The 16,383-nt window shown below is 67.8% G+C and carries 18 protein-coding genes; 11 read left to right on the forward strand and 7 right to left on the reverse strand.

Translation table 11 applies throughout. The annotated features are described in order from the left end of the window. The first annotated feature begins 44 nt into the window (after positions 1 to 44). The 5 genes from hflK to ASE89_RS15285 all read left to right on the forward strand — a co-directional run bounded on the left by hflK (position 45) and on the right by ASE89_RS15285 (position 7,137). Positions 45 to 1,217 (forward strand): protease modulator HflK, encoded by a 1,173-nt coding sequence (gene hflK, locus ASE89_RS15265; RefSeq protein WP_056679397.1) that lies wholly within the window; start codon positions 45 to 47, stop codon positions 1,215 to 1,217. Next, the gene (gene hflC / locus ASE89_RS15270; RefSeq protein WP_037530602.1) at positions 1,214 to 2,080 is read left to right on the forward strand and encodes a protease modulator HflC; all 867 of its coding nucleotides are present in this window, start codon (positions 1,214 to 1,216) and stop codon (positions 2,078 to 2,080) included. The genes hflK and hflC overlap by 4 nt, the downstream gene beginning before the upstream one ends. Positions 2,081 to 2,185: 105 nt before the next feature. After that, a complete protein-coding gene (locus tag ASE89_RS15275) occupies positions 2,186 to 3,751 on the forward strand; it encodes a Do family serine endopeptidase (RefSeq protein ID WP_031439387.1) in 1,566 nt (521 codons plus the stop codon). A 110-nt stretch (positions 3,752 to 3,861) separates the two neighbouring features. Next, complete coding sequence (locus tag ASE89_RS15280; protein WP_056679400.1) at positions 3,862 to 5,511, forward strand: helicase HerA-like domain-containing protein; 1,650 nt, start codon at positions 3,862 to 3,864, stop codon at positions 5,509 to 5,511. 393 nt (positions 5,512 to 5,904) lie between these two features. Then, a complete protein-coding gene (locus tag ASE89_RS15285) occupies positions 5,905 to 7,137 on the forward strand; it encodes a M20 metallopeptidase family protein (protein WP_056679403.1) in 1,233 nt (410 codons plus the stop codon). Between the two features lie 274 nt (positions 7,138 to 7,411). Here the strand turns inward: ASE89_RS15285 and ASE89_RS15290 are convergent, their stop codons facing one another. Then, positions 7,412 to 8,368, reverse strand: coding sequence for an isopenicillin N synthase family dioxygenase (locus ASE89_RS15290; protein WP_056679406.1), 957 nt, complete (start codon positions 8,366 to 8,368; stop codon positions 7,412 to 7,414). A gap of 141 nt (positions 8,369 to 8,509) precedes the next feature. On the opposite strand from ASE89_RS15290, the gene ASE89_RS15295 reads away from it, so the two are divergent. The 5 genes from ASE89_RS15295 to ASE89_RS21295 all read left to right on the forward strand — a co-directional run bounded on the left by ASE89_RS15295 (position 8,510) and on the right by ASE89_RS21295 (position 12,800). Next, positions 8,510 to 9,769: a multidrug effflux MFS transporter gene (locus tag ASE89_RS15295; protein WP_056679409.1), complete on the forward strand. Its 1,260-nt coding sequence runs from the start codon at positions 8,510 to 8,512 to the stop codon at positions 9,767 to 9,769. 72 nt (positions 9,770 to 9,841) lie between these two features. Further along, complete coding sequence (locus tag ASE89_RS15300; protein WP_056679412.1) at positions 9,842 to 10,174, forward strand: hypothetical protein; 333 nt, start codon at positions 9,842 to 9,844, stop codon at positions 10,172 to 10,174. 74 nt (positions 10,175 to 10,248) lie between these two features. Next, positions 10,249 to 10,872, forward strand: a complete 624-nt coding sequence (locus tag ASE89_RS15305; protein WP_056679415.1) for a hypothetical protein — start codon at positions 10,249 to 10,251, stop codon at positions 10,870 to 10,872. A 265-nt stretch (positions 10,873 to 11,137) separates the two neighbouring features. Next, entirely contained in the window at positions 11,138 to 11,803 is a 666-nt protein-coding gene (locus ASE89_RS15310) for an outer membrane protein (protein WP_031394478.1), read from the forward strand. Between the two features lie 232 nt (positions 11,804 to 12,035). Then, entirely contained in the window at positions 12,036 to 12,800 is a 765-nt protein-coding gene (locus ASE89_RS21295; RefSeq protein ID WP_236701820.1) for a thermonuclease family protein, read from the forward strand. A gap of 138 nt (positions 12,801 to 12,938) precedes the next feature. Here ASE89_RS21295 and ASE89_RS15320 read toward each other — a convergent pair whose 3' ends face one another. From ASE89_RS15320 to ASE89_RS15340, 5 genes are all read right to left on the reverse strand, one after another. Continuing rightward, on the reverse strand, positions 12,939 to 13,181 hold the full coding sequence (locus tag ASE89_RS15320) for a helix-turn-helix domain-containing transcriptional regulator (RefSeq protein ID WP_056679418.1): 243 nt from the start codon (positions 13,179 to 13,181) through the stop codon (positions 12,939 to 12,941). After that, the gene (locus tag ASE89_RS15325; RefSeq protein ID WP_056679421.1) at positions 13,181 to 13,495 is read right to left on the reverse strand and encodes a type II toxin-antitoxin system RelE/ParE family toxin; all 315 of its coding nucleotides are present in this window, start codon (positions 13,493 to 13,495) and stop codon (positions 13,181 to 13,183) included. The genes ASE89_RS15320 and ASE89_RS15325 overlap by 1 nt, the downstream gene beginning before the upstream one ends. 205 nt (positions 13,496 to 13,700) lie before the next feature. Further along, entirely contained in the window at positions 13,701 to 14,756 is a 1,056-nt protein-coding gene (locus ASE89_RS15330; protein ID WP_056409090.1) for a ribonucleotide-diphosphate reductase subunit beta, read from the reverse strand. 45 nt (positions 14,757 to 14,801) lie between these two features. After that, positions 14,802 to 15,065 carry a hypothetical protein gene (locus ASE89_RS15335; RefSeq protein ID WP_031396613.1) on the reverse strand — a complete coding sequence of 88 codons (264 nt, stop codon included), beginning with the start codon at positions 15,063 to 15,065 and terminating at the stop codon, positions 14,802 to 14,804. Beyond that, positions 15,062 to 15,265 (reverse strand): hypothetical protein, encoded by a 204-nt coding sequence (locus tag ASE89_RS15340; RefSeq protein WP_031396614.1) that lies wholly within the window; start codon positions 15,263 to 15,265, stop codon positions 15,062 to 15,064. The genes ASE89_RS15335 and ASE89_RS15340 overlap by 4 nt, the downstream gene beginning before the upstream one ends. Positions 15,266 to 15,321: 56 nt before the next feature. On the opposite strand from ASE89_RS15340, the gene ASE89_RS15345 reads away from it, so the two are divergent. Continuing rightward, complete coding sequence (locus ASE89_RS15345; RefSeq protein ID WP_031396615.1) at positions 15,322 to 15,570, forward strand: DUF2171 domain-containing protein; 249 nt, start codon at positions 15,322 to 15,324, stop codon at positions 15,568 to 15,570. A gap of 461 nt (positions 15,571 to 16,031) precedes the next feature. Here the strand turns inward: ASE89_RS15345 and ASE89_RS15350 are convergent, their stop codons facing one another. After that, positions 16,032 to 16,343, reverse strand: coding sequence for a hypothetical protein (locus ASE89_RS15350; protein ID WP_042467039.1), 312 nt, complete (start codon positions 16,341 to 16,343; stop codon positions 16,032 to 16,034). Positions 16,344 to 16,383 lie beyond the last annotated feature (40 nt).

The raw sequence follows: 16,383 nt of genomic DNA on the forward strand, positions 1-16,383 counted from the left end.
CGCTTGGCACTGTTTTTCCGCGATGGCACACCTATAAAGGTTGGATGACGATCTTTACGCGCTGGCTCCGGCGTCCCCCCATTCTCGCCGTCGAAACGCCAAAGGGCCCCTGGGGCGGCTCGGGTGACGACAATGCCGGCGAGGGCGGCGGCCCCCGCAATCCCTGGGCGCTGCCCCCCGGCGGTCGCAAGCCGACCGGCAAGCCGAGCGCGCTCGACGAATTCCTGAAAAAGGCGCGGGTCTCGGGCGGCGGTGGCGGCGGCGGCAGCAGCGGCGGCGGGTTCGGCGGCCTGCCGACGGGCGCCAATGCGCGCGCGCTGTGGGCGATCGCGGTCGCGGTGATCGTGGTCCTGTGGCTGCTGTTCACGTCATTCCACCAGATCGGGCCGCAGCAGCGCGGCGTGGTCACCTATTTCGGCAAATATGCCGGCACGCTCGACCCGGGCATCCGCCTGACCCCGCCCGCGCCGATCGCGAGCGTCGAGGTGGTCGACGTGCAGAATATCCGCACCGACAATTTCCCCGTCGGCGACGGCGAGAACCTGACGCTGACCGGCGACCAGAATATCATCGATCTCGCCTATTCGGTGCGCTGGGACATCGCCGATCCGCGCGATTACGTGTTCCAGCTCGCCGAGCCGAACACCACGGTGCGCGCCGCGGCCGAGAGCGCGATGCGCGCGGTGGTCGCGACGACGACGCTGGAGCAGGCGATCGGCACGGGCCGCACGGTGATCGAGCAGCGCGTCGCCGAGCTGACCCAGCAGATCCTCAACGACTATAAGTCGGGCGTCCGCATCCAGGGCGTCGCGATCAAGCAGGCCGCCGCGCCCGCGCAGATCGTCGAGGACTTCAACGCGGTGACCGCGGCGCAGCAGGAGGCGATCGCCAACCTCAACCAGTCGCGCTCCTATGCGCAGCAGGTCGTGGCGCGCGCGCAGGGCGAGGCCGCATCGTTCGACAAGGTCTATGAGCAATATCGCCTCGCCCCCGAGGTGACGCGTCGACGGATGTATTACGAGACCATGGAAGCGGTATTGGCCAAGAGCGACAAGACGATCGTCGAGACTCCGGGCGGCGTCGTCCCCTATCTGCCGTTGCGCAACGGCAAGCGGCTCGCCGATCCGGAGGTCGCGCCGCGCGCCGCCCAGCCGGCGACGCCCGCGCCGGCCGCCGCCGCCGCCGCCGCCGCCGCCCAGCCGGGAGCTGCCCAGTGAACGGCCTGACCTGGCGTAACCCGCTGATCGCGGGCGCGATTGCACTGGTGCTCGTGATCCTTGCCGCGGCGAGCTTTGCGATCGTGCCGGAAACGCAGCAGGCGGTGATCCTGCGGTTCGGCCAGCCGATCCGGACGGTCAACGCCTATGCGCCCGGCCAGCCGTTCGGCCAGACCGGCGCGGGGCTGATCGTACGCGTGCCGTTCATCGACCGCATCGTGTGGATCGACAAGCGCGTGCAGGACATCGAGCTGGACAACACGCTGGTGCTGTCGACCGACCAGCTGCGGCTCGAGGTCGATGCCTATGCGCGCTACCGCGTCGTCGACCCGCGCAAGATGCGCAACGCGGTCGGCAGCGAGGAACGCATTCCCGACCAGCTGCGCCCGATCCTGGGGTCGGCGCTGCGCAACGAGCTGGGCAAGCGGCGCTTCGTCGAACTGCTCAGCCCCGAGCGGTCCGAGCTGATGGATAATATCCAGACCGGGTTGCAGCGCGTGGCGAGCCAGTACGGTGTCGAGATCGTCGACGTGCGGATCAAGCAGGCGAACCTGCCCGTCGGCCTGCCGCTCGAAAGCGCGCTCAAGCGCATGTCGAGCGCACGCCAGCAGGAGGCGATCACGATCCGCGCCGAGGGCCAGAAGCAGGCGCAGATCGTCCGTGCGCAGGCGGACGCCGATTCGGCGAAGATCTATGCCGAGAGCTTTGGCAAGGATGCCGACTTCTACGACTTCTACCGGGCGATGCAGTCCTACCGGCACACGTTCGGGGCAGATGGCGGTCCGGCACCCGAAGGATCGACGTCGATAATTCTTTCGCCGAACAACAGCTATCTGCGGGAATTCGAGGGCCGCGGGCGTTAAAGCCCGTGAGCTTGCTCTGAACACCCGTTCATATTCAAGCGTCGTTCAGCCGTAATCGGCGATGAAACCCCGGTTTCGGACGATGAAACGAGAGGACAATATCCAGTGCGTTACGCCTACGCCATTACCAGCGCTCTACTGCTCGGCGGCGCGACCGCGACGCTCGCGCTCCAGCCCGGCACCGCTTCGGGGACCGGCCAGGTCGCCCAGAACGAACCCGGCGCGATCCAGGCGGTCGTGCCCAAGCCCGGCGCGCCGATGAGCTTTGCCGACATGGTCGCGCGGCTTCAGCCCGCGGTCGTGAACATCTCGACCAAGCAGACGATCGTCCAGAAGCAGCAGGCCAACCCGTTCGCGGGCACGCCGTTCGGCGAGCTGTTCGGCGGCATGGGCGGCGGTCCGCAGGGTGGCCCGCCGGTCAAGCGCGAGGGTGCGTCGCTCGGCTCGGGCTTCCTGATCTCGGCGGACGGCTATGTCGTCACCAACAATCACGTGATCTCGCCGGGCGCGCAGGGCGCGACGGTCGATTCGATCACGGTGACGCTGAGCAACAAGAAGGAATATGTCGCCAAGGTCATCGGCAAGGACCAGGAATCGGACCTGGCGCTGCTGAAGATCGACGCGCCGAACCTGCCCTTCGTCAAGTTCGGCGATTCGAACGGCGCGCGCGTCGGCGACTGGGTCGTCGCGATCGGCGAGCCGTTCGGGCTGGGCGGCACGGTGACCGCGGGGATCATCTCGGCGATCAACCGCGTCACCGGGCAGGGCGGCGCGTATGACCGCTTCATCCAGACCGACGCATCGATCAACCAGGGCAATTCGGGCGGGCCGATGTTCGACCTGAACGGCAATGTGATCGGCGTGAATTCGCAGATCTTCAGCCAGTCGGGCGGCAATATCGGCATCGGTTTCGCGATCCCCGCGGCGACCGCCAAGCCGATCATCGCGACCTTCATGAAGGGCGGCACGATCGAGCGCGGCTATATCGGCGTGACGCTGGGCCGGGGTGGCACGATCGACGAGGATACCGCAGCGGCGCTTGGCATCGCCAAGAATCAGGGCGAGCTGATCAACGACGTCACCGCGGGCGGGCCCGCGGCGCGCGCCGGCGTGCGCGCGGGCGACGTGGTGACCAAGGTCAACGGCCAGGTGGTCACGGTCGACCAGTCGCTGTCCTACCTCGTGTCGAACGTGAAGCCCGGCCAGACCGCGCGGCTCGACATCCTGCGCAACGGCAAGCCGACGAGCGCGAACGTGGTCGTGGTACCGCGGCCGAGCGCTGACAAGCTGGCGGCGACGCTGGGCGGTGACGCGCAGGGCTTCGGCACCGATGACGGCGATGACGATGACGCAGCGACCGGCGCGGCACCCACCGCGGGTGCGGCGCTCGGGATCGGCGTCCAGCCGCTGACCCCGGCGATCGCGCAGGCGGTCGGCGTCGAGGCGGGCACGCAGGGCGTGGTGATCGCGGCCGTCGCGCAGACGAGCGATGCGTTCGGCAAGCTCAAGCGCGGCGACGTGATCATCTCGGTCAACGGCACGCCGGTGCGCAGCGCAACCGAGCTGCAGGGCGCGGTCACGACGGCCAAGGCCGCCGGGCGCCCGCAGGTGCTGTTGCAGGTCAAGCGCGGGCGCGGGCCGGCGCAGTTCCTGCCGGTCAAGATCAAGTAATCCACCCGACACTCGCGTGTCCCGAAGGACCGTCGCTCACCCGAGCGGCGGTCCTTTTTCTTTGCCGGGCGCGGGGTTAGGATCGGGATCGACAGCGAGGACATAGCAGCATGGGCGACGGCATCTTCATCGGCGCGAGCGCGGACGGTACGCGGCAGACGCTCGAGCTCAGACGCGCGAACCGGCACGGGCTGATCGCGGGCGCGACGGGGACGGGCAAGACCGTGACCGTGCAGGGAATCATCGAGGGATTTTCGGCGAACGGCGTGCCGTGCTTCGTCGCCGACGTGAAGGGCGACCTGTCGGGGCTCGCGATGGCGGGATCGCCGACCGCGAAGACGCATGCGATCTTTGCCGAGCGCGCCAAGGCGATCGGCGATGACGGCTGGGCCTATGCCGACACGCCGGTGCAGTTCTGGGACCTGTTTGGCGAGCAGGGGCATCCGATCCGCACGACGATCAGCGAGATGGGTCCGGTGCTGCTCGCGCGGCTGCTGGATCTCAACGAGGTGCAGGAGGGGGTGCTGACGATCGCCTTCCATGTCGCGGATACCGAAGGGCTGCTGCTGATCGATCTCGACGATCTGCAGGCGATGCTGAGCGAGTGCGCGGGGCGGGCGGACGAGCTGACGACGACCTATGGCAACGTGTCGAAACAGTCGATCGGTGCGATCCAGCGTGCGTTGCTCCAGTTGCGCAGCCAGGGCGCGGAGCATTTCTTCGGTGAGCCCGCGCTCGAACTGCGTGATTTCATCGGCGTGGACGGCCGGGGGCGGGGGCTGGTCAACATCCTCGCCGCGGACAAGCTGATGGCGAGCCCGAAGCTCTATTCGACGTTCCTGTTGTGGCTGATGAGCGAACTGTTCGAGCAGCTTCCCGAGATCGGCGATCCCGACAAGCCGGTGCTGTGCTTCTTCTTCGACGAGGCGCATCTGCTGTTCGATGCCGCACCCAAGGCGCTGCTCGACACGATCGCGCAGGTCGTGCGGCTGATCCGGTCGAAGGGCGTGGGGGTGTATTTCATCACGCAGAACCCGATCGACATCCCCGAGACGATCGCGGGGCAGCTCGGCAACCGGGTGCAGCATGCGCTGCGCGCGTTCACGCCGCGCGACCAGGCGGCGGTGCGCTCCGCGGCGGAGACGTTCCGGGCGAATCCGGGGGTCGATGTCGCGACCGCGATCACCGAGCTGAAGGTGGGCGAGGTCTTGGTGTCGCTGTTGCAGGCGGACGGGTCGCCGACGCCGGTCGCGCGCACGCTGATCAAGCCGCCGGTGTCGCGGGTCGCGCCGATCACGCCTGCCGAGCGCGCGGTGATGATCGAGACGGATGCGATCGGGGCGAAATACGACACTTTGGTCGATCGGGAGTCGGCGGAGGAACTGCTCGCGGCGAAGACCGAGGCGGCGAGCGCGGCGGCGGCCGAGGCGAAGGCGACGACCGCGGCGGAGAAGGCGGCGGTGGCGCAGGCGAAGCTCGACGCGAAGGCGGCGCGCGAGGCTCGGGCGGCGGAGCGTGAGGCGGATCGGGAGGCGCGGGCGGCGGAGCGCGAGGCGGCGGATTCGCCCTGGGCGAAGATGGCGTCGTCCGCGACGCGCGCGGCGAGCTCGTCGATCGGGCGGCAGGTGGCGAACGAGATCGGGAAACAGGTGTTCGGGACGAGCAGCCGGAGCCGGTCGCGGTCGCGCGCCGGGGCGTCGGGGGGTGGACTTGTGGGGAGCGTGCTGCGCGGGGTGCTGGGGGGGTTGTTTCGGGGGTGATGGGGGTGGGACGGGGACGGTCGTCGCACCCGAAGCGCCCCACGCTGCGAAGCCGCCCCGCCTCCCAAGCTGCCCAGCCCCTGAAGCCGCCTCCCCGGCGGAGGCCGGGGCCCAGTTGGGGAGGTCGCTGTAACGGAGCGCTGTCCTGCATCACTGGCGTCCCCCAACTGGGCCCCGGCCTTCGCCGGGGTGGTGGGGGGGTGTGGGGACTGGCAGCTCTCTCCCCCATGTTCACCCGCGAAGGCGGGTGCCCAGACTGGGTCCCCGCATTCGCGGGGACACAAGGGGGGAGCGGGGTGGTGGAGGGGGTGGGGTGCTGTGGTATAGGGCGGCATCGGCACGGGCCGGGCGTTGGCCGGGCCGGTGCACCATGTCTTGCAAAGGTACCCGATCATGTCGCTCGATTTCGAATCCACCACCGACTGGGCCGCGATCGGTGAGGAAAGCCTCGATGCGGCGATCGAGTTGCGGCGCGCGATCCATGCGGATCCCGAAGTCGGGCTGCACTGTCCGCGTACCTCGGACAAGGTGAAGGCGGCGCTGGCCGGGCTGCCGCTGGAGATCCGCGAGGGGACGTCCACGACCGGGTTCGTGGCGATCCTGCGTGGCGGGCGGGGCGGCGGTACTGCCGGGGGCAATGGGCGGACCGTGCTGCTGCGCGGCGACATGGACGCGCTGCCGATGCAGGAGGAGACGGGGCTGCCGTTCGCGTCGAAGGTCGACGGCGCGATGCATGCGTGCGGGCATGATTCGCATACCGCGATGCTGGTCGGCGCGGCCAAGGCCTTGTGCGCGCGGCGGGACGATCTGCCGGGCACCGTCGTATTCATGTTCCAGCCGGGCGAGGAGGGGCATCACGGCGCGCGGCACATGATCGCCGACGGGCTGCTCGATGCGCCGCTGCCCGAGGCGGGGTTCGCGCTGCACATCTCGCCCAACATGCCGATGGGGCATGTCGTCAGCCGGTCGGGGACGCTGATGGCGTCGACCGACACGCTGCGCGCGACGATCACCGGGCGCGGCGGGCATGCGGCGATGCCGCACGACTGCCTCGATCCGCTGCCGATCGCGTGCGAGATCGTCACCGCGCTGCAGACCTATGTCGCGCGACAGGTGGCGGTGACCGACCCCGCGGTGCTGTCGATCACGAAGCTGAATGCGGGGTCGGCGCACAACGTCATTCCGTCGAGCGTCGAGATGCTGGGGACGATGCGGACGCTGTCCGAGCGGACGCGCGAACAGCTGCGCGGGGCGTTCGTGCGGATGGTCGAGGGGATCGCCGCAGCGCATGGTGCGGTCGGGACGCCGACGATCGAGCAGGGCTATCCCGTCACCGTGAACGATCCGCGCGCGACCGATCTGATCAAGGCGGTGGCGACCACGATCGGCGGCGAGGGCGCCTATCAGGTGATGCCGCCGATGATGGGGGCGGAGGATTTCTCCTACGTGCTGCAGAAGCTGCCCGGCGCGATGGCGTTCATCGGCGCGGCGCCCGAGGGAAGCGACCCGCGGACCAATCCGCCGCTGCACAATACGAAGATGACGATCGACGAGCGGGTGATGGCGCACGGCATCGCGGTGCACTGCGCGGTGGCGGAGCGGTTTCTGGCGAACGGGTTCGATTGAGGCTGCGAAGAACCCCCATTGCACCTCCCCGGCGCAGGCCGGGGTCCAGTTGGGAAGGTCGGCGTAACGGAGCGGTGTCCGCGGTTATTGCCGTCCCCCAACTGGGCCCCGGCCTTCGCCGGGGTGGTGGCGGGGGGCGGGCCGGGCGCACGTGTCGCCCCTCCCCGTCGAAGGCCGGGGTCCAGGTGGAGAGGTCGGCATAACGGAGCGGTGTCCGCGGTTATTGCCGTTCCCCAACTTGGCCCCGGCCTTCGCCGGGGTGGTAGAAGAGGAGTTACTTCTTGATCAGGCCGATCTCTACCAGGCGTTCGTAGAGATAGTCGTGCGCGGTGATCGGGGTGGGGTAGCGGTTGGGGTTTTCCGCGGTGATCGTCGCCGGCAGCGTCTGAATCAGGAAATCCGGCGCGGGATGCAGGAAGAAGGGCATCGAGTAGCGCGAATGGCCGCGGCGCTCAGGCGGCGGGTTGACGACGCGGTGCGTGGTCGAGGGCAGGACGTGGTTGGTCAGCCGCTGGAGCATGTCGCCGACATTGACGACCATCGCGCCCTCGGGCGGCTTGATCGACAGCCAGCGGCCGTTCGCGCGGTCGAGCAGTTCGAGGCCCGCCTCCTCCGCACCGAGCAGCAGGGTGATGAGGTTGATGTCCTCATGCGCGCCGGCGCGGACGCCCTCGGCATCGGCGGGGATCGGCGGGTAGTGGAGCAGGCGCAGGACGCTGTTGCCGTCCTTGACCGCGGAGTCGAACCAGTCGGGCGCGAGCTTCAGGTGGCGCGCGATCGCGGAGAGCAGCTTGTCGCCCGCGGTGTCGAACGCCTTGAACAGATCGAGGAAGACCGGCTTGAAGCCCTCGGGACGGGTCGGCCAGACGTTCGGCGACATCTGCGCCTCGTAGCGGTGGCCGGCGGGGAGTTCGCGGCCGACATGCCAGAATTCCTTGAGGTCGACGACTTTGGCGTCCTTGGCGATCTCGGTCTTGAACGGGGTGTAGCCGCGCGCGCCGCCGCCGCCGGGCGCGAAATAGCCGCGCTTCTCGTCCTCGGGCAGCTCGAACAGCGCCTTGGTCTCGGCCCAGGCCTGGTCGATCAGATCGGTCGGGATGCCGTGATCGGCGACGATCGCAAAACCGAAGCGTTCGAACGAGTTGCCGAGTGCGGCGGCAAAGCCATCGGGGTCGCGCGCCTGATCGGCGAGGCTGAGTGTGGGAACCTGGGCGGCGGGGCTGTCGAGCATGGAAGGATGTCCGGATAGGGGAGCGCCGATATAGCGACGCGGGGGGGCGGTGCCAATTGCCTGGCGGGATTTCGCGTGGTGGCTGTGGCAGGGTGGATAGCGGGTTTCGTAGGTAGCGATAACGCGGTAGGGCGCCGCATCATGACCGCAGAAACCTTAGTATCCGACGCGCCCGCGATGCGCGGCGCGCCGATCGGCTTTGTCGAGTTCGTGGCGCTGGTCGCAGCCCTCATGTCGCTGACCGCGCTGGGGATCGATTCGATGCTGCCCGCGCTGCCCGCGATCGGCGAGTCGCTGGGGATCGCGAGCGAGAACAGCCGGCAATATATCGTGACCGCGTTCGTCATCGGCTTCGGCGTCGCGCAGCTCGTCCACGGGCCGCTCGCCGACCGGTTCGGGCGCCGCACGGTGCTGCTCTGGTCGCTGGGGCTGTATGCGCTCGCCAATGTCGCCTGCGCGCTGGCGGGGAGCTTCACATTGCTGCTGATCGCGCGGGTCGCAGGCGGGGCGGTGATCGCCGCGGCGCGGGTCGCGACGATCGCGCTGGTGCGCGACTGTTATCACGGGCGGGCGATGGCGCGGGTGATGTCGATCGCGTTCATGGTGTTCATGATCGTGCCGATCCTGGCGCCGACCTTCGGCTGGAGCGTGCTGCAGTTCGGCGACTGGCGCGCGATCTTCTGGGTGATCGCAGGCCTGACGCTGGTCGTGCTCGCCTGGTTCTGGGTCCGGATGCCCGAGACGCTGGCGCCCGAGAACGTCCTGCCGATCACGCCGGCGCGGATCCTGTCGGACTGGCGGCAGACGCTTAGCGACCGGCTGTCGCTCGGCTATACGCTGGCGGCGACCGCGCTGATGGGGTCGCTCTATGGCTATCTCAACTCGATCCAGCAGATCATGGCGGACGTGTTCGCCAAGCCCGACCTGCTCGCGCTGATCTTCGCGGTCACCTCGGTCACGATGGCGGCGGCCAATCTGATGAATTCGCGGATCGTGATGAAGCTCGGCACGCGGCTGATCAGCCACTGCGCGCTGTCGGGGCTGATCCTGGTGTCGCTGGTGCATCTGGGCGCGATCGAGGCGAACTGGGAATCGCTCACGAGCTTTGCGGTGTTCCAGGCGCTGACGCTCGGCTGTTTCGGGCTGGCGACGTCGAATTTCTCGGCGATGGCGATGGAGAATATGGGGCGGATCGCCGGCACCGCCTCGAGCGTGCAGGGGTTCGTCAGCGTCACCGCGGGCGCGGTGATCGGCGCGGTGATCGGCCAGGCGTTCGACGGGACGACGGTGCCGCTGGTGCTCGGCTTCCTGCTCGCGGGGCTCGCGGCGCTGGCAGTCGTCGCGCTGACGGAACGGGGCCGCCTGTTCCGGCCTGCGATCGTCGTCAAACCGGCCGAGTGACGGAACCGGGCATGCGTGCCCGCCGTTCCTTGACGCGAGACCGCACGACGCGGCCTGAGCAGGAGCGATAGCATGGGCGGACATCAGGTTCCCGGCATGGGCACGGGCGACGACGGGTACGGCTATGACGAGAGCCAGCGCGCCGAGATCCTCGAGGCGACGCGCAGCGGCCCCGTAGACGGCGCGATCGTCACCGATCTGAGCCCGGATCTGGGCACGGACGACGACGAGGACGAGCCGATCGACGACATCGACATGGATTCGGAAGCGGTCGGCCAGACCGATTCGACCGTGACGATGGACGAGGACGATATCGACGAGGACGACGTTCAGGACGAGCTCGACGATGGCAGCATCGACGATGACGAACTGGACGATGCCGACGACGTCGCGCTGAAGCCCTGATCCCTGCGATCCCCCGACGCGCGTGCGGCAGCGATCCCCACACGCGCGTCTCCGCTTCGATGTAGGAGGCGCGCGTGCGTATCGTGATCGCAACCGGCGGCGTGATGCCGATCCTTCTGGGATGCGGCCTGGGCGGCTGCTCGGACCCAAAGCAGCAGCAGCAGCTCGACGTCGCCGCGGCGGCGGCGCGCGCGCAACAGGACATCGCGCGCTATGCGGCGGACAGCCGCCCCGGCCGGCATCCCGTCGGCACCACCAAGATCGCGGCGGCGGCGCCAGAGACCTTGCCCGAGGCGGCGGCGGCGGTGGTGCGACGCTATTATCAGCGGATCGCGGCGCATGACTTTGTTGGGGCGCGCGCGCTCTGGTGTCGCGACGGGGAATCCTCGACGCTCGACCGGGCGGGCTTCGCGAACCGCTTTGCGCGCTATGCCCGTTATGACGCGAGCATCGCGGCGCCGGGCAGCGTCGATGCGGGGGCGGGTCAGCTGCACATCTCGGTGCCGGTGCGCGTGTCGGGGACGCTCCGCGACGGGACGCGCTTTGCCGATGACGGGATGGTTCTGCTGCACCGCGTCAATGACGGGATCGAGACCGCGAGCGCCGAGGCGCATCTCTGGCGGATCGAATCCAGCTCGGTCGACCCGGTGATCCCGCCGCCGCGCGCGCCCGTCACCAGCGCGCCCAGACGCCGCTAAGCCGCTGAAACCCGGGTATCCGTAGCGTCTTGCCGCCGCCCGGGAAAAGCCACGAAGCCGCCATGATGGCCGCGGTTTCGCCCTTGTTCGTTCATCCGACCGTCAGAAACCGTTGCCATCTTGCCACAGCCGGCGATTGTTCCCGAAATCGACGAACGGCGGTGCAACATTTTCGTCATCGACCTGTTTGGAGGGCCTGAGTGTCACGCGCCACGGGTTGTCCGGGGCGGCGGGACCCAGAACGAAACAAGAAGGTCATTCGAATATGCGTAAGCTTTCCATCGCAGTCGCCATCGCAGCAGCCGCCCTCGCCGCTCCGGCGTTCGCGCAGGACATGTCGGCTCCTGCCCCCACCGACAACAGCGCAGCGCCCGGCGAAGCCGCTGCACCGGACGGCTCGAAGGCCTTCGGGATCGAGCCGTATTTCGGCGTCATGGGCGGTTGGGAGCAGTTCGACAACGAAGCCGGCCACGGCATCCCGCAGGCGCTGAACGCCAACGGCACGCTGCGTCGCGGCTACAAGCCCTCGGGTTCGCTCGTTCAGGGCGTCCTGGGCGTCAACGTTCCGCTGGGCCCGGTCTTCGTCGGCGCAGAAGGTAACGTGATCAAGGGCATCGATGGCAACATCGACTGGCAGTATGGCGCAGCAGGCCGTTTCGGTTTCCGCGCTGGCGACAGCGGCCTGATCTACGGCAAGGTCGGCTACCAGTGGGTCAACTTCGACCATTTCTCGGGCCTGTCGAACACGGTTCCCAACACGAACCGCGACTATAGCGCGATCACCTACGGCATCGGCGCCGAAGTCGGTCCGCAGAGCATCGGCCTGAAGGGCATCACCGGTAACGCGGGCTTCCGCATCCGCGCCGAGGTCAACACCTTCGGCGACGCGCAGAGCTTCCGCCCGATGCTGGGTATCGTCACGCACTTCTGAGCCTTGGCTTAGGTACGTGAAATCGGGCGGGGTGCGAGCGATCGCAGCCCGCCCTTTTTTGTGTCCGGCGCGGATCGGCCGGGCCGCGTGGAGAGGCGTCGGGCGGTGCCATGACGTCCTCCTGATGTTCCCGATGCGTTCTGGCGCATTTCCGACTCGCTTCGCCGCATGTGAGTCGACGCGCGAGTGACATCGACTCGTGGCCGCGTAGGCGCGAAAGGCGATGGAGTATGTGTTTGATTTTATGCGGTTGCTGAGCGGCAATCGCGGGACGGGTGGCGCCCGTCGTCGGAGCGGTCCGGGTCTCGCGCTACAGCTCCGCCTGGTGTTCTACGGTGTGCTGATCGGGCTGATGGTGCCGACTTTGCGCAAGATCGACTGGTCGCCGCTCGTCCCGCCGGGCCTGAAGGTCGAATGGCCGACCGGGTTCGGCGTCACCTGGCCTGCGGGGCAGCTCCACGTGCCGGGCGGCTGGGGACGGCTGCGCGATACCGCCACCGACGTCGCGCCGTCCGCAGCGGGTCTGGGCAGCACGGCCGCGACCGCCGCCGCTGCCGCCGCGGGGGCCGCTGGCGGGATGATCGTCGGGGCCGGGTCTGGGGCTGTATCCGGGGCTGGGGCCGGCGCGGTGGGGGCGGGGAAGGCGGTGTCGGCGCGCTTCACGATCTGTGGCCGGGCCAAGCGGGTCAACTGCATGGTCGACGGCGACACCTTCTGGATGAACCGCACCAAGATCCGCATCGCCGATATCGACACCCCCGAAACGCACCCGCCGCGCTGCAAGGCGGAGGCGCGCGCGGGCCACCGCGCGACGCTGCGGATGCAGGCGCTGCTCAATGCGGGGCCGTTCACGCTGACGCGGATCAAGCGCGACGTCGACAAATATGGGCGCAAGCTCCGGCTGGTGCAGCGCGACGGGCGATCGCTGGGCGACACGCTGGTCCGCGAGGGGCTGGCGCGGCGTTACGGCGGGGGGAAGCGGTCGCCCTGGTGCTGAGGCTCACCGCAAGGCTGAAACGCTGATATGTCGTCGCTATGGCTCCACAGGTCGAGGCACGGGAAAAGCTGGAAGTCGGCGACGGCGGGCCGGTCGACCGCGGCTATGACGGCTGGAAGCGTGCGAAGGGCTGTCGGATCAGGCTGCCTTTGCGGTCAGCTCCAGGCCGAGCGCCTTGAGGGTGCGGATGACCGAATCTAGCGCGATATCCGGCCGAGGGCTGGGCGGATCGGCGATACCGCGGACTTGGGCTACGTCGGCCAGCGCGGCAGCGATCAGCGCCGGATCGCCGTCTTCGAAGACTGCTTCGAGATAGGCGAGCACCGCGGCGTCGCTGTCGAGATGCGCGGTGGGGCTCCATCTGGTCGTTTCGATGCCCATCAGTCGGACTCCCAAGCCTCGGCGATCGCGCGGGCCCGGCGAATATCGTCGCTCTGTCGCGATTTGTCACCTCCCGTCAGCAGGAGGACGAGCGTTGCGCCGCGGCGTGTGATGTAGATCCGATAGCCCGGGCCATAGTCGATGCGCAGTTCGCCGATACCACCCCCCAGCGATTTGACGTCGCCATAGTGGCCGAGCGACAAAGGGCGGATGCAGACGGCGATCCGGGCCTTGGCGCGTATGTCACGAAGCCCGGTGAACCAGCGGGTGAAGTTTACCGTTTGACGGATCTCGATGGGAAGCGGTTCGTCCATGGCCTGCCGCTGCCGTTCCTGGGGTCGTTGGCGAAAGCCCGGCAACGCGTACCCAGAATTGTGGCAGGCCCAAGTTGAACCCGGTCGAGAACGGATCGGCCGGCATGGGCAAAGCCCATGCCGTCGGCCGGCGCTGATGGCGCCGCCGGCCGGTCGCGCCGCCGGGGCGGGGTTTAGCGGTGGCTAAACCCGCGCGCGGCGCGACTTACTCCGCCGCAACCCCAGCCAGCGAGAACATGTCGCCGCCGTCGGCGAGGTCCTCGTTCGCGGCGGGGCCCTTCTTGGCGGTCTGGCGCTTGTCGAAGCTGTCCCAGACGTCGTTCCACTGGCCCTTGGTCGCGGCCTTCGAATATTCGGTGGCGCGCTGTTCGAAGAAGTTGGCGTGCTCGACGCCGTTCAGCATCGGGGCGAGCCAGGGGAGCGGGTGCTCGTCGATCATGTAGATCGGCTTCAGGCCGAGCTGCGTCATGCGCCAGTCGGCGATGAAGCGGATATACTTCTTGATCTCCTTGGGGGTCATGCCGTTGACCGGACCCATTTCGAAGGCGAGATCGATGAAATTGTCCTCGAGGCGGATCGTCGTCTGGCAGACATCGGCGATGTCGTCCTTGACCGCCTTGGTGAGGCACTGACGCTCGGCGCAGAAGGTGTGGAACATCTTGATGATGCCCTCGCAGTGCAGGCTCTCGTCGCGGATCGACCAGGTGACGATCTGGCCCATGCCCTTCATCTTGTTGAAGCGCGGGAAGTTCATCAGCATCGCGAACGAGGCGAAGAGCTGGACGCCCTCGGTGAAGCCGCCGAACATCGCGAGCGTGCGCGCAATATCCTCGTCATTGTCGACGCCGAAGCTCTGCATGTAGTCATGCTTGTCCTTCAGCTCGGCATATTCGAGGAAGGCGCCATATTCGCTCTCGGGCATGCCGATCGTGTCGAGCAGATGGCTGTAGGCGGCGATGTGCACCGTCTCCATGTTGCTGAACGCGGCCAGCATCATCTTGATCTCGGTCGGCTTGAACACGCGGCCGTATTTCTCGTGGTAGCAATCCTGCACCTCGACGTCGGCCTGGGTGAAGAAGCGGAAGATCTGCGTCAGCAGGTTGCGCTCATGATCGCTGAGCTTCTGCGCCCAGTCGCGGCAATCCTCACCCAGGGGCACTTCCTCGGGGAGCCAGTGCAGCTGCTGCTGGCGCTTCCAGAATTCGAACGCCCAGGGGTATTCGAACGGCTTGTACTGCTTGCGGGCTTCGAGGAGGGACATGGGATACTCCGGGACAAATTTAGGAAATTGAGGAAACTGGTGAAGCTAGAAACGGCTTGAACTGGTGATGACGACGACGAGGAACAGCAGCGACGCGATCGGTGCGGCGATCATCAGCACGCGGCCGCGCTGGCGGATCTTGCCGATGTCGAGCGCGCCGGGGTTCCAGCCGGGCGTCGGACCCCAGAAGGTCTCGCCGCGAAAGTCGCCCGACCAGGGATTATGGTCGAGCCGGCTCCAGTGACGGCCGAGGATCATGTTCGCCGCGCAGATGCCGACGACCGCGAGGATCAGGACGAGCGTGTTCACGATTCGAGCGTCCATTGCCACATCGCGCCCGCCGAGAGCGCGAGCACGATCGCGCCCGAGGTGAGCATGATGCCGATCATCCGGAAGGCATAGACCTGCTTGTCGCTGACATCGGGGCTGCGCAGCCGCAACAGCATCGCGACGCCGATGATCCCGAGCAGGGCCGCGACGACAAACATGATGGCGCTGCCATAGGTCATGCGACCAATGCCCGAGACGCGCGTTCTGCACCCGGACCCACCACAGGAGACGCAAAATGGTCGACGCAACCCAGATCAAGGAACACGCTGAAGTCATCGGCGCGGACGGCGTTCATGTCGGTACCGTCGATCATGTCGACGGCGACCGCATCAAGCTGACCAAGAATGATTCGCCGCAGTCGCAGGACGGGCAGGGCGCCAAGCATCACTATATCTCGCTCGGCCTCGTCGCCGAGATCGAGGGTGACAAGGTCCGCCTGAGCGCGACCGGCGCAAACGCGCTGACGTTCGAAGAGAGCGAGTAACCGCGCGGCGCCCTCTCCCGAGCGGAGGGGGCGCGCCGAGTGCACGACAGGGGCGTTCCGGAGCGATCCGGGGCGCCCTTTCTGCGTCGCACGCACACGGCTGCGGGCTGTGGTGCAGAATACCCGAATCCAGGTGGCGTCGGCCGGTGTCCGCCCGGCGGCAGAGTGCGATTTGCTGCGCATGTCGTCTCCGTCCTAGCTGGGCCCGGCGTCGCCGATGGGCGGCGCTGCGTGACGCCATTTATCTACATGATCGGGCCGGATATCGCTATGCACTTATTTCGATAAGAGCCGCGAATTATCCGACTTGCACCTAGGGATGGTGTGGTCGGGGCCGTTTCGACACCAGATACGGGATCGGGCGTCGGGAGGCGGTCGGGTGGTCGAGACCCCCGTCGGGCCGCGGAATTCCGCGGGTTTCGGGGCCGGACAGGCGCTGTCCGGGCCCCGAAACGACGCGTTCAGGCGGCTTCGGGGTCGTCGTCGACCGGGGCCGCGCGCCCTGCGGTCGGGAGCAGTGCGGCGAGTGCTGCGATCGCGTCGCCGGTGAAGTGCCGGACCGCGCCCTCGGGGCCGATCTGGAGCGCATGCTCGGGCGTCAGCGTCGCGGCGCGCTGATGCTCGGGATCGAGCGTCGTCCAGGTGCGGACCGCGGTCTCGAGGCTGGTCACCTCGGCGACGTCGGTGTCGCCGCGGGGTACGTTTTCGAGCGCGGCGCTCATCCGCCAGTCGATGTCGGGCGGCGTCGTGTCGCCCCAATAGGCTTCGGTCATCGTCATACCTCCATCACGCGAGAACCCCATGGAAGCGCCC

It is taken from the genome of Sphingomonas sp. Leaf30 (assembly GCF_001422525.1).
GTDB lineage: Bacteria > Pseudomonadota > Alphaproteobacteria > Sphingomonadales > Sphingomonadaceae > Sphingomonas > Sphingomonas aerolata.